The sequence below is a fragment of the Streptantibioticus cattleyicolor NRRL 8057 = DSM 46488 genome (assembly GCF_000240165.1).
GTDB lineage: Bacteria > Actinomycetota > Actinomycetes > Streptomycetales > Streptomycetaceae > Streptantibioticus > Streptantibioticus cattleyicolor.
On sequence record NC_017586.1, the window covers coordinates 4,849,004 to 4,862,033 of the forward strand.

Annotated in this window: 8 protein-coding genes, 1 tRNA gene and 3 rRNA genes; 10 read left to right on the forward strand and 2 right to left on the reverse strand. The window is 66.1% G+C overall.

Translation table 11 applies throughout. The features are described 5' to 3' along the window. Positions 1-27: 27 nt before the first annotated feature. Positions 28-780, forward strand: a complete 753-nt coding sequence (dapB, locus tag SCATT_RS21340; protein WP_014145222.1) for a 4-hydroxy-tetrahydrodipicolinate reductase — start codon at positions 28-30, stop codon at positions 778-780. A 5-nt stretch (positions 781-785) separates the two neighbouring features. After that, complete coding sequence (locus SCATT_RS21345; RefSeq protein WP_014145223.1) at positions 786-1,238, forward strand: tetratricopeptide repeat protein; 453 nt, start codon at positions 786-788, stop codon at positions 1,236-1,238. A 28-nt stretch (positions 1,239-1,266) separates the two neighbouring features. Here SCATT_RS21345 and SCATT_RS21350 read toward each other — a convergent pair whose 3' ends face one another. Together SCATT_RS21350 and SCATT_RS21355 are read right to left on the reverse strand one after the other, a co-directional pair. Continuing rightward, a complete protein-coding gene (locus tag SCATT_RS21350) occupies positions 1,267-1,821 on the reverse strand; it encodes a PH domain-containing protein (protein ID WP_014145224.1) in 555 nt (184 codons plus the stop codon). 91 nt (positions 1,822-1,912) lie between these two features. After that, positions 1,913-2,155: a hypothetical protein gene (locus SCATT_RS21355; protein WP_014145225.1), complete on the reverse strand. Its 243-nt coding sequence runs from the start codon at positions 2,153-2,155 to the stop codon at positions 1,913-1,915. A gap of 227 nt (positions 2,156-2,382) precedes the next feature. Between SCATT_RS21355 and thyX the strand changes: the two genes are divergently transcribed. From thyX to SCATT_RS21395, 8 genes are all read left to right on the forward strand, one after another. Continuing rightward, positions 2,383-3,129: an FAD-dependent thymidylate synthase gene (thyX, locus tag SCATT_RS21360; protein WP_014145226.1), complete on the forward strand. Its 747-nt coding sequence runs from the start codon at positions 2,383-2,385 to the stop codon at positions 3,127-3,129. Between the two features lie 265 nt (positions 3,130-3,394). Beyond that, positions 3,395-4,294: a 4-hydroxy-tetrahydrodipicolinate synthase gene (gene dapA, locus SCATT_RS21365; RefSeq protein ID WP_014145227.1), complete on the forward strand. Its 900-nt coding sequence runs from the start codon at positions 3,395-3,397 to the stop codon at positions 4,292-4,294. A gap of 178 nt (positions 4,295-4,472) precedes the next feature. After that, a complete protein-coding gene (locus SCATT_RS21370) occupies positions 4,473-6,158 on the forward strand; it encodes a ribonuclease J (protein WP_014145228.1) in 1,686 nt (561 codons plus the stop codon). Between the two features lie 492 nt (positions 6,159-6,650). Further along, positions 6,651-8,176, forward strand: a 16S ribosomal RNA gene (locus tag SCATT_RS21375). Positions 8,177-8,450: 274 nt separating this feature from the next. Then, positions 8,451-11,573, forward strand: a 23S ribosomal RNA gene (locus SCATT_RS21380). 100 nt (positions 11,574-11,673) lie between these two features. After that, a 5S ribosomal RNA gene (gene rrf / locus SCATT_RS21385) occupies positions 11,674-11,790 on the forward strand. The 16S, 23S and 5S rRNA genes sit together here, the layout of an rRNA operon. A 142-nt stretch (positions 11,791-11,932) precedes the next feature. Beyond that, on the forward strand, positions 11,933-12,892 hold the full coding sequence (locus tag SCATT_RS21390) for a DegT/DnrJ/EryC1/StrS family aminotransferase (protein WP_014145229.1): 960 nt from the start codon (positions 11,933-11,935) through the stop codon (positions 12,890-12,892). A 51-nt stretch (positions 12,893-12,943) separates the two neighbouring features. Then, positions 12,944-13,019 (forward strand) — tRNA-Thr (locus SCATT_RS21395). The last annotated feature ends 11 nt before the right edge of the window (positions 13,020-13,030 follow it).

Genomic DNA, 13,030 nt, shown 5'->3' on the forward strand with positions numbered 1-13,030 from the left:
CCGACGACACCTGGAATGTGAGGAACGATGAGCAAGCTCCGCGTGGCCGTCATCGGCGCCCGTGGCCGGATCGGCTCCGAGGCGGTACGGGCCGTGGAGGCCGCCGACGACCTGGAACTGGTCGCCGCGATCGGCCGCGGTGACCCGCTGGACGCGCTGACGGCGGCCGGCGCCGAGGTCGCCGTCGAACTCACCCACCCCGACGCGGTCATGGAGAACCTGCGGTTCTGCACCCGCAACGGCATCCACGCCGTGGTCGGCACCACCGGCTGGACCGAGGAGCGCCTCGCCGTGCTCGACGGCTGGCTGGCCGGAACGCCGGAGACGGGCGTGCTCATCGCCCCCAACTTCTCCATCGGCGCCGTGCTCACCATGCGCTTCGCCCAGCAGGCGGCCCGCTTCTTCGACTCCGTCGAGGTCGTCGAACTGCACCACAGCGGCAAGGCCGACGCCCCCTCCGGCACCGCCACCCGCACCGCCCAGCTGATCGCCGCCGCCCGCGAACGGGCCGGCCGGGAACGCCAGCAGGACCCCACCACCCACGGGCTGGCGGGCGCCCGCGGGGCCGACGTGGACGGGGTGCCGGTGCACGCGGTACGGCTGCGCGGCCTCCTCGCCCACCAGGAGGTGCTCTTCGGCGACACCGGCGAGACGCTCACCATCCGCCACGACTCGCTGCACCACAGCTGCTTCATGCCCGGCATCCTGCTGGCCGTGCGCAAGGTCGCCGCGCACCCCGGGGTGACCTTCGGCCTGGAGCACTTCCTGGATCTGGACTGACGCCGATGCGCGCCAAGATCACCTATTTCGTCCTCGCCGCCGTGCTGGTCGTCTACTTCGTACTGGCCGGCAGCAGGGGCGTCGTCCTCATCGAGCAGGGCACCCCGGTCACCGTGGTCTTCGGGGTGGCCGTGCTGGTGATCCCGGTCATCGGGGCCTGGTTCCTCTGGCAGACCACCGCGTTCGCCCGCAACGCCGACCGGCTCGCCCGGGAACTCGACGCCGAGGGCGGGCTGCCGGTGGACGAGCTGGTCCGCACCCCCGGCGGCCGGATCGACCGCGACTCGGCCGACGCGGTCTTCGCCCGGCGCAAGGCGGAGGCCGAGGCGTCCCCGCAGGACTGGCGGGTCTGGTTCCGCCTCGCCGTCGCCTACCACGACGCCCGGGACACCCCACGGGCCCGCAAGGCCATGCAGCGCGCCATCGCCCTGCACGACGGCCGCCCGGTGCGTTCGTAGCGGACCGCGCCGGGCGGGCCGGCCCCGGTCAGCCCCGGGCCTGGACGACCGCGTCCTCTATGGCGTCCGCGGCGATGTCGAACGCCTCCGGGCGGCCCATGAAGTCGGCGTCGCGATCGGTCAGCAGCGGGCGCGGCGCCTGACCGCGCACCGGACGCAGCACCAGCGCCTGCCCCTGCACCGTCCGCGGCAACCCCAGCAGCCGCACCGGCTGCTGAACGGTACGCACCTGGGCTATCCGCTCCCAGCGCCAGGTGGTGGTCCGCAGCAGGCCGGTCACCCGCAGCCCCGCGCGCCCCACCCGGACCCCGCAGCACAGCAGCCGCCCGGCCACCGCCGTCACCACCACCCCGGCGCCCACCAGCACCCCGGCCCGCCCCGTCTCCCCGGCCGCCGCCACGATCAACCCGGCGAACAGCAGGTACGAAGCGACCACCAGCAGCACCGCCGCCACCGCCACCCGCCACGGCCCCGGCCGGTAGGGGCGCCGCCAGCCGTCCCGCCCCGGATCCGCCGAGGCGTCCGCCCGGTCCAGCGAGTGCTCGTCATGGGCGCTGTCGGGGGCGAGGAAGGACAAGGTCACGGCGCGCGTCCCTTTCCGGCAGGCGTCAGCCCACCGGCACGCCCGGTGGGGTGTGACGGGTGAGGCTACCAGCGGCCCCGGAAGCGGCCGTTCAGTGGTGGTGGCCGCTGTCCGCCTGCTGGACGCCCGGACTTCCGGCCTGGTGGACGTCGAGCGCCGGAGCGCCCAGCAGCACCGCGCCGACCAGCGCGGCCACCACCGTCATGGCGGCGAGCGTCCAGGCGGCGATCCGCCCCCGTCCGACCGGCTCACGCGGGGGAGGCGTCACATTGCTCCGGAAACGCTCCGCCTCGGAGACGAAGGCGAACGGAACGGGCTCTCCCCGGCCACGCATAAGGCACCCTCCCATCGGATCGGCCCGTGCCCCGGCCCTCGGGACGCGGTGTGCCACGGCGGCGTCGGCCGCCATGGCAGCGGCTCCTACCCCCGCAACGGCCGGCCACGCCGTAAGGTGCCCGTTTTCCGGACATCCCGGGAGGGAAATCCCCCCGCCCGGGCCACGTAAGCTGGGCGCCGCCGCTCGCGCGGGGCGAGCCGGCGACGAACAGGAAGGACCTCGCGGTGACCGACAACTCCACCCCCTCCCCCGGAACCGGCGTCCGGTTCCGCAGCGACGTGAGCGTGGAGCTGGTCAAGCACGACGCGTCCGACACCGACGTGCTCTTCGCGGCGCGCGTCTCGACCGTCGGTGAGCAGTCGATCGACGAGCTCGGCAAGGACCCGGAGCGGTCCAAGGGACTGATCAACTACCTGATGCGCGACCGGCACGGCAGCCCGTTCGAGCACAACTCGATGACCTTCCTGGTCAGCGCCCCGATCTTCGTCTTCCGCGAGTTCATGCGGCACCGCGTCGGCTGGTCCTACAACGAGGAGTCCGGCCGCTACCGCGAGCTCCAGCCGGTCTTCTACGTCCCCGGCGAGGACCGCAAGCTGGTCCAGCAGGGCCGCCCGGGCAAGTACGAGTTCGTCCCCGGCACCCCGGAGCAGCACAAGATCACCACCGAGGAGATGGAGACCACCTACCGCGAGGCGTACGCCTCCTACCGGCGGATGCTGGACGCGGGCGTCGCCCGCGAGGTGGCCCGCGCGGTCCTCCCGGTCGGCCTGTTCTCCTCGATGTACGCCACCTGCAACGCCCGCTCGCTGATGCACTTCCTCTCCCTGCGCACCCAGCACGAGCAGGCCAAGGTGGCCTCCTTCCCGCAGCGCGAGATCGAGATGGTGGCCGAGCGGATGGAGGCCCACTGGGCCGGGCTCATGCCGTTGACCTACGCCGCCTTCAACGCCAACGGCCGGATCGCGCCCTGACCGACCCCCTTGGGCACCCGGTTTTTCCAGGACTTTCCCAGGGGTTTCCGAGGAATTTCCCGGGGCTCCGGGGCCTGGGCGAACGGCCGTGCGAGGTGTCCCAATTGCGGGCTTTGGTGAAGTTCATCTAGGCTTCAGAACGGATTCCGGTGCTGCTTGGACCCCCGAGCAGGCAGCGCCGGAATCCCCTGACCAGCTCCTCGTCCGCCCGGACAAGGGTCCCCGAGGGGGCGCGCGCATGTGCGCAACGAGTAGCGTTGGACCCATGGCTCCGACCTCCACACCGCAGACCCCCTTCGGGCGGGTCCTGACCGCCATGGTCACGCCGTTCACCGCGGACGGCGCTCTCGACGTCGACGGCGCCCAGCGCCTCGCCGCCCACCTGGTGGACGCCGGCAACGACGGCCTGGTCGTCAACGGCACCACCGGTGAGTCCCCGACCACCAGCGATGCGGAGAAAGAGCTGCTCGTACGGGCCGTCCGGGAGGCCGTCGGCGACCGTGCCTTCGTGGTGGCCGGCGTCGGCACCAACGACACCCGGCACAGCGTCGAACTGGCCCGCCAGGCCGAGCGGGCCGGCGCCCACGGACTGCTGACCGTCACGCCGTACTACAGCAAGCCCACCCAGGAGGGGCTGCTGCGCCACTTCACGGCCATCGCGGACGCCACCGGGCTGCCCGTGATGCTCTACGACATCCCCGGCCGCAGCGGCGTCCCGATCCAGACCGAGACCATCGTCCGCCTCGCCGACCACCCCAGGATCGTCGCCAACAAGGACGCCAAGGGCGACCTCGGCCGCGCCAGCTGGGCCATCGCCCGCTCCGGCCTGGCCTGGTACTCCGGCGACGACATGCTCAACCTGCCGCTGCTGTCGGTCGGCGCGGTCGGCTTCGTCTCGGTCGTGGCCCATCTGGTCACCGCCGAGCTGCGCGCCCTGCTGGAGGCGTACCTGGCCGGTGACGTGGCCAAGGCCACCGAGATCCACCAGAAGCTGCTCCCCGTCTACACCGGTATGTTCCGCACCCAGGGCGTGATCACCACCAAGGCGGCGCTGGCCCGGCGCGGCCTGCCCGGCGGCCCGCTGCGGCTGCCGCTGGTCGAGCTCTCCGCCGAGGAGGCCGAGGTGCTGGCGAAGGATCTCGCCGCCGGCGGGGTACAGCTGTAGCCCGCACGGGGTACAGCTTCAGCGAAGGCTGAAAACCGAAGACTTCACAACCGAATACGGACCATCTCAGACAACTGAAGACGGACAGTTCCACTGCACGCTTTCACTCGCGCCACGTGTCCTACGCGGTCCCCCACACCGGACCAGGGGCCGTGGCGTGAGTGGTGAGGAGAACCTTTTGAGCCATCCGCACCCTGATCTGTCGTCCCCGCCTGCCCTGGCGGAGGGCGCCCTCCGTGTGACCCCGCTCGGCGGCCTCGGCGAGATCGGCCGCAACATGACGGTCTTCGAGTACGGCGGCCGGCTGCTGATCGTCGACTGCGGGGTGCTCTTCCCCGAGGAGGAGCAGCCCGGAATCGACTTGATCCTGCCGGACTTCACCTCCATCCGGGACCGCCTCGACGACATCGTCGGCATCGTCCTCACCCACGGGCACGAGGACCACATCGGCGGCGTCCCCTACCTGCTGCGCGAGAAGCCGGACATCCCGCTGGTCGGCTCCAAGCTGACCCTGGCGCTGATCGAGGCCAAGCTCGCCGAGCACCGCATCCGCCCCTACACCCTGGAGGTGGCCGAGGGGCAGCGCGAGCGCATCGGCCCGTTCGACTGCGAGTTCGTCGCCGTCAACCACTCCATCCCGGACGCGCTCGCGGTCGCCATCCGCACCCCGGCCGGCATGGTGGTGCACACCGGCGACTTCAAGATGGACCAGCTCCCGCTCGACGGCCGCCTCACCGACCTGCCCGCCTTCGCCCGCCTCGGCGAGGAGGGCATCGACCTGCTGCTGTCGGACTCCACCAACGCCGAGGTCCCCGGCTTCATCCCGCACGAGCGCGACATCTCGCCGGTGCTGCGCCAGGTCTTCGCCAAGGCCGAACGCCGCATCATCGTGGCCAGTTTCGCCAGCCACGTGCACCGCATCCAGCAGGTGCTCGACGCCGCCTACGAGTACGGGCGCCGGGTCGCCTTCGTCGGCCGCTCCATGGTCCGCAACATGGGCATCGCCCGTGACCTGGGCTATCTGCGCGTCCCCGGCGGACTGGTGGTGGACGTGAAGACGCTGGACGACCTCCCCGAGGAGGAGATCGTCCTGATCTGCACCGGTTCACAGGGCGAACCCATGGCCGCGCTCTCCCGCATGGCCAACCGCGACCACCAGATCCGCATCGTCGAGGGCGACACCGTCATCCTCGCCTCGTCGCTGATCCCGGGGAACGAGGCCGCGGTCTACCGGGTCATCAACGGACTGACCCGGTGGGGCGCCCACGTCGTGCACAAGGGCAACGCCAAGGTGCACGTCTCCGGTCACGCCTCGGCCGGCGAACTGCTGTACTTCTACAACATCTGCAAGCCCCGCAACCTGATGCCGGTGCACGGCGAGTGGCGTCACCTGCGCGCCAACGCCGACCTCGGCGTCGCCACCGGGGTGCCCAGGAACCGGGTGGTCATCCCCGAGGACGGCGTGGTGGTCGACCTCGCCGACGGCGTAGCCAAGATCGTCGGCAAGGTCCCCGCCGGGTACGTGTACGTGGACGGCCTCTCGGTCGGCGACGTCACCGAGACCTCCCTGAAGGATCGCCGCATCCTGGGCGAGGAGGGCATCGTCTCGGTCTTCGTGGTGGTGGACACCAGCACCGGCAAGATCGTGGGCGGCCCGGACATCCAGGCCCGCGGTTCCGGAATCGACGACGAGGCGTTCACCCCGGTCATCGGCAAGATCGAGGACGCGCTGCTCAAGTCGGCCGCCGACGGCATCGTCGAGCCCCACCAGCTGCAACAGCTGATCCGCCGCGCGGTCGGCAAGTGGGTCTCCGACACCTACCGCCGACGCCCGATGATCCTGCCTGTGGTGGTTGAGGTCTGACGACCCGTGGCCGAGGTCTGACGCCACGTCATGGAGGCGGGCGCCCCGATTTGCATCCGGGCGCCCGCCTCCAGTACGTTGGCACAACCGCCACGACGAGAGCCGCCGGACGCGACCGCGTCCGCACTCCGGAGGGCGGCCGGGAAAACCGGCCGGAAAACCTCTGATAAAGTCGGGGCAGCGGGAAAGCCGAAAGGCCGGAACGCAAATCCAGCGAAAATCGGGTCCGAAAGGATCTGATAAGCTGGAGACAACGAAGGGAAAGCCCGGAGGGGCCGGAAACGGCAACGAAGGAAGCTTCCGTTCCTTGAGAACTCAACAGCGTGCCAAAAGTCAACGCCAGATATGTTGATACCCCGTCCGCTGGGCCTGACGGCCTGGATGGATGAGGTTCCTTTGAAGAAAACACAGCGAGGACGCTGTGCACGGACCGGATTATTCCTCCGGCCCGTGCCGCTCTCGTGACTGTGTCACCGGGATAGCCCGGAAGCATTCACGGAGAGTTTGATCCTGGCTCAGGACGAACGCTGGCGGCGTGCTTAACACATGCAAGTCGAACGATGAAGCCCTTCGGGGTGGATTAGTGGCGAACGGGTGAGTAACACGTGGGCAATCTGCCCTGCACTCTGGGATAACTCCGGGAAACCGGGGCTAATACCGGATACGACCTTAGGGCGCATGCCCTGGGGTGGAAAGTTCCGGCGGTGCAGGATGAGCCCGCGGCCTATCAGCTTGTTGGTGGGGTAATGGCCTACCAAGGCGACGACGGGTAGCCGGCCTGAGAGGGCGACCGGCCACACTGGGACTGAGACACGGCCCAGACTCCTACGGGAGGCAGCAGTGGGGAATATTGCACAATGGGCGAAAGCCTGATGCAGCGACGCCGCGTGAGGGATGACGGCCTTCGGGTTGTAAACCTCTTTCAGCAGGGAAGAAGCGCAAGTGACGGTACCTGCAGAAGAAGCACCGGCTAACTACGTGCCAGCAGCCGCGGTAATACGTAGGGTGCGAGCGTTGTCCGGAATTATTGGGCGTAAAGAGCTCGTAGGCGGCTTGTCGCGTCGGATGTGAAAGCCCGGGGCTCAACCCCGGGTCTGCATTCGATACGGGCAGGCTAGAGTTCGGTAGGGGAGATCGGAATTCCTGGTGTAGCGGTGAAATGCGCAGATATCAGGAGGAACACCGGTGGCGAAGGCGGATCTCTGGGCCGATACTGACGCTGAGGAGCGAAAGCGTGGGGAGCGAACAGGATTAGATACCCTGGTAGTCCACGCCGTAAACGTTGGGAACTAGGTGTGGGCGACATTCCACGTTGTCCGTGCCGCAGCTAACGCATTAAGTTCCCCGCCTGGGGAGTACGGCCGCAAGGCTAAAACTCAAAGGAATTGACGGGGGCCCGCACAAGAGGCGGAGCATGTGGCTTAATTCGACGCAACGCGAAGAACCTTACCAAGGCTTGACATACACCGGAAACATCCAGAGATGGGTGCCCCCTTGTGGTCGGTGTACAGGTGGTGCATGGCTGTCGTCAGCTCGTGTCGTGAGATGTTGGGTTAAGTCCCGCAACGAGCGCAACCCTTGTCCTGTGTTGCCAGCATGCCCTTCGGGGTGATGGGGACTCACGGGAGACTGCCGGGGTCAACTCGGAGGAAGGTGGGGACGACGTCAAGTCATCATGCCCCTTATGTCTTGGGCTGCACACGTGCTACAATGGCCGGTACAATGAGCTGCGATACCGTGAGGTGGAGCGAATCTCAAAAAGCCGGTCTCAGTTCGGATTGGGGTCTGCAACTCGACCCCATGAAGTCGGAGTCTCTAGTAATCGCAGATCAGCATTGCTGCGGTGAATACGTTCCCGGGCCTTGTACACACCGCCCGTCACGTCACGAAAGTCGGTAACACCCGAAGCCGGTGGCCCAACCCCTTGTGGGAGGGAGCTGTCGAAGGTGGGACTGGCGATTGGGACGAAGTCGTAACAAGGTAGCCGTACCGGAAGGTGCGGCTGGATCACCTCCTTTCTAAGGAGCACATAGCCGGATGCGAGCGAGTGTCTCGCACGGTTGCTCATGGGTGGAACGTTGACTATTCGGCATGGCCTTGTGATGGGCACTAGTACTGCTTCGGCGTGGAACGTGGTCCTTGAGCGGGGTGGTGTCGGGCACGCTGTTGGGTCCTGAGGGAACGATGAGTCCCCTCGGACATGGAGACCGGTCTCGCCGAAGGCGCCGTGAGGTGTTGGGTGTGGGGGATGGGTCGTTGCTTGAGAACTGCATAGTGGACGCGAGCATCTGTGGCCAAGTTTTTAAGGGCGCACGGTGGATGCCTTGGCACCAGGAACCGATGAAGGACGTGGGAGGCCGCGATAGGCCCCGGGGAGCTGTCAACCGAGCTGTGATCCGGGGGTGTCCGAATGGGGAAACCCGGCAGTCGTCATGGGCTGTCACCTACTGCTGAACACATAGGCAGTGTGGAGGGAACGCGGGGAAGTGAAACATCTCAGTACCCGCAGGAAGAGAAAACAACCGTGATTCCGGGAGTAGTGGCGAGCGAAACCGGATGAGGCCAAACCGTTTGTGTGTGATACCCGGCAGGGGTTGCGCAGGCGGGGTTGTGGGAGCTTTCTTGACCGGTCTGCCGGCCGGTCGGCGAGTTATAAACCGTTGGTGTAGGCGAAGGGCATGCGAAAGGCCCGGCGTAGAGGGTAAGACCCCCGTAGTCGAAACATCAGCGGCTTGCTTGAGAGCCACCCAAGTAGCACGGGGCCCGAGAAATCCCGTGTGAATCTGGCGGGACCACCCGCTAAGCCTAAATATTCCCTGGTGACCGATAGCGGATAGTACCGTGAGGGAATGGTGAAAAGTACCGCGGGAGCGGAGTGAAATAGTACCTGAAACCGTGTGCCTACAAGCCGTGGGAGCGTCGCCGTCAGGTTTTGCTTGGCGGTCGTGACTGCGTGCCTTTTGAAGAATGAGCCTGCGAGTTTGCGGTGCGTGGCGAGGTTAACCCGTGTGGGGTAGCCGTAGCGAAAGCGAGTCCGAACAGGGCGAGTCAGTCGCGCGCTCAAGACCCGAAGCGGAGTGATCTAGCCATGGGCAGGGTGAAGCGGAGGTAAGACTTCGTGGAGGCCCGAACCCACCAGGGTTGAAAACCTGGGGGATGACCTGTGGTTAGGGGTGAAAGGCCAATCAAACTCCGTGATAGCTGGTTCTCCCCGAAATGCATTTAGGTGCAGCGTCGTGTGTTTCTTGCCGGAGGTAGAGCACTGGATAGGCGATGGGCCCTACCGGGTTACTGACCTTAGCCAAACTCCGAATGCCGGTAAGTGAGAGCGCGGCAGTGAGACTGTGGGGGATAAGCTCCATGGTCGAGAGGGAAACAGCCCAGAGCATCGACTAAGGCCCCTAAGCGTGTGCTAAGTGGGAAAGGATGTGGAGTCGCAGAGACAACCAGGAGGTTGGCTTAGAAGCAGCCATCCTTGAAAGAGTGCGTAATAGCTCACTGGTCAAGTGATTCCGCGCCGACAATGTAGCGGGGCTCAAGTACACCGCCGAAGTCGTGTCACTCACACAATACCTCCAACGAGGGTGTGGGTGGGTAGGGGAGCGTCGTGTGCCGGGTGAAGCAGCGCCGGAAGGTAGTTGTGGACGGTTCACGAGTGAGAATGCAGGCATGAGTAGCGATACAAGAGTGGGAAACTCTTGCGCCGATTGACTAAGGGTTCCTGGGTCAAGCTGATCTGCCCAGGGTAAGTCGGGACCTAAGGCGAGGCCGACAGGCGTAGTCGATGGACAACCGGTTGATATTCCGGTACCCGTGGCAGTGCGCCAACGCTGAATCCTCGAATGCTAAGGCCGTGAAGCCGCCTCTGATCTCTTCGGAGTGAGGGGGAGTGGTGGAGCCGCCGGTCCAACGTGGTAGTAGGTGAGCGATGGGGTGACGCAGGAAGGTAGTCCAGCCCGGGCGGTGGTTGTCCCGGGGTAAGGGTGTAGGACGTCATGCAGGCAAATCCGTATGACACATAGTCTGAGACCTGATGCCGAGCCGATTGTGGTGAAGTGGATGATCCTATGCTGTCGAGAAAAGCCTCTAGTGAGTGCTGTTGCGGCCCGTACCCTAAACCGACTCAGGTGGTCAGGTAGAGAATACCGAGGCGTTCGGGTGAACTATGGTTAAGGAACTCGGCAAAATGCCCCCGTAACTTCGGGAGAAGGGGGGCCATTCCTGGTGATCCGTCGTGCACGGTGAGCTGGGGGTGGCCGCAGAGACCAGCGAGAAGCGACTGTTTACTAAAAACACAGGTCCGTGCGAAGCCGTAAGGCGATGTATACGGACTGACGCCTGCCCGGTGCTGGAACGTTAAGGGGACCGGTTAGCTCTGATTCGTCAGGGCGAAGCTGAGAACTTAAGCGCCAGTAAACGGCGGTGGTAACTATAACCATCCTAAGGTAGCGAAATTCCTTGTCGGGTAAGTTCCGACCTGCACGAATGGCGTAACGACTTCTCGACTGTCTCAACCATAGGCCCGGTGAAATTGCATTACGAGTAAAGATGCTCGTTTCGCGCAGCAGGACGGAAAGACCCCGGGACCTTTACTACAGTTTGATATTGGTGTTCGGTTCGGCTTGTGTAGGATAGGTGGGAGACTGTGAAGCTCAGGCGCCAGCTTGGGTGGAGTCGTTGTTGAAATACCACTCTGGTCGTGCTGGATGTCTAACCTGGGTCCGTGATCCGGATCAGGGACAGTGTCTGATGGGTAGTTTAACTGGGGCGGTTGCCTCCTAAAGGGTAACGGAGGCGCCCAAAGGTTCCCTCAGCCTGGTTGGCAATCAGGTGTTGAGTGTAAGTGCACAAGGGAGCTTGACTGTGAGACTGACGGGTCGAGCAGGAGCGAAAGCTGGGACTAGTGATCCGGCGGTGGCTTGTGGAAGCGCCGTCGCTCAACGGATAAAAGGTACCCCGGGGATAACAGGCTGATCTTCCCCAAGAGTCCATATCGACGGGATGGTTTGGCACCTCGATGTCGGCTCGTCGCATCCTGGGGCTGGAGTCGGTCCCAAGGGTTGGGCTGTTCGCCCATTAAAGCGGTACGCGAGCTGGGTTTAGAACGTCGTGAGACAGTTCGGTCCCTATCCGCTGTGCGCGTAGGAGTCTTGAGAAGGGCTGTCCCTAGTACGAGAGGACCGGGACGGACGGACCTCTGGTGTGCCAGTTGTTCTGCCAAGGGCATGGCTGGTTGGCTACGTTCGGGAGGGATAACCGCTGAAAGCATCTAAGCGGGAAGCCTGCTTCGAGATGAGGGCTCCCACCCACTTGATGGGGTAAGGCTCCCAGTAGACGACTGGGTTGATAGGCCGGATATGGAAGCCAGGTGACTGGTGGAGTTGACCGGTACTAATAGGCCGAGGGCTTGTCCATAGGTTGCTCGCGTCCACTGTGTAGGTTCTGAGGTAACGAAAAACCGTCACAATCCCCGTGTAGGGTGTGTTGTGTGGTCTGGTTGTTTACTTCATAGTGTTTCGGTGGTTATAGCGTTAGGGAAACGCCCGGTTACATTCCGAACCCGGAAGCTAAGCCTTTCAGCGCCGATGGTACTGCGGGGGGGACCCCGTGGGAGAGTAGGACGCCGCCGAACAATTTGTCAGGGGAAGCCCTGTCGGTGTGTAAGGCACCGGCAGGGCTTCTTCGCGTTCCGCTCATCCGTCGTTCACCCGCCGCTGGGGTGGCGCTCGTCGGGGCCCGGGAGCCTGGCTGCCCCTGGCGACTGGAGGTGCGGCGTGCGGCCCAACGGCGGTGTTGTCGAAGGCTCGTTGGTGGCGGCCTTCGAGGCGGAACTCTCCGAACGGCTCGGCGGTGACCGCACCGTGGTCGCCCTCCCCGCCGCCGTACCCGCTCTGACCTCGGCTCTCACCGCGCTCGGCATCGGCCCCGGGGACGAGGTCGTGGTGGCCGCCTACGGGCCGGCCGCCACCGCCGACGCCGTGCGCCTCGCCGGAGCCGTCCCGGCCTTCGCCGACATCGATCCGCGGACGTTCTGCCTCGCCCCCGAGGCCGTCCAGCACGCCCTGACGCCCCGCACGGCGGCCGTCGTCGCCGCCCACCGCTTCGGACACCCCGCGGGCGTGGCGCAACTGGCGGCCGTGGCGCGGCGGGCGGGGCTGGCGCTGGTGGAGGACGTCACCGAGGCGCTGGAAGCCCGGGTGGGGGAGCGGCCGGCCGGGAGCTTCGGCACCGTCACCGTCCACCGTTCCGCCGTCGCCAGCAGCGACGCGGCGGTCCTGCGCGCCCTGCGGGGACGGCGCGGCCCCGGCTTCCCGGGCACGCCGGAGACCGTCGGCGAGGCCCGTGCCGAACTGGCCGGCACCGAGGGGGCCGCCGCCCGCCGACGCGCCCACGCCCGCGTCCTGGACGCCGCGTTGAGCGGCGTACTCGTCCCGTACACCGAACCCGGGGTGCGCCACGTCTACCAGCGCTACGTCGTCCGGATCCCCGGGAACGGGCGGCCCGACCGCGACGTGTTCGCCAAGGCGCTCGCCGCCCGCGGGGTGGCCGCGACGGTACCGGTGACCGTCCCCGTCCACCGGCTGCCCGCGCACCGCGGGAGCCGGAATGCCGAACTCCCCGGCACCGAACGGGCGGTGGCCGACGCGCTGGCGTTGCCGCTCGATCCGTCGCAGACCGTACGGGACGTCGAGCGGATCGTGGCGGCGTGCAATGCGCTGGGCGGACCGCTGTGAACGGATTTTCCTTAGGGGCCGCTCATGGGATATGGTTTTTCTCGTCGGCAGGCCCCAATAGCTCAGTCGGCAGAGCGTCTCCATGGTAAGGAGAAGGTCTACGGTTCGATTCCGTATTGGGGCTCCAGAAACGAAGGC

Excerpts from the sequence above, each read along its gene's own strand:
- dapB (WP_014145222.1), top strand. The coding sequence starts at position 28 with ATGAGCAAGCTCCGCGTGGCCGTCATCGGCGCCCGTGGCCGGATCGGC.
- SCATT_RS21345 (WP_014145223.1), top strand. The coding sequence starts at position 786 with ATGCGCGCCAAGATCACCTATTTCGTCCTCGCCGCCGTGCTGGTCGTC.
- SCATT_RS21355 (WP_014145225.1), bottom strand. The coding sequence starts at position 2,155 with ATGCGTGGCCGGGGAGAGCCCGTTCCGTTCGCCTTCGTCTCCGAGGCG.
- dapA (WP_014145227.1), top strand. The coding sequence starts at position 3,395 with ATGGCTCCGACCTCCACACCGCAGACCCCCTTCGGGCGGGTCCTGACC.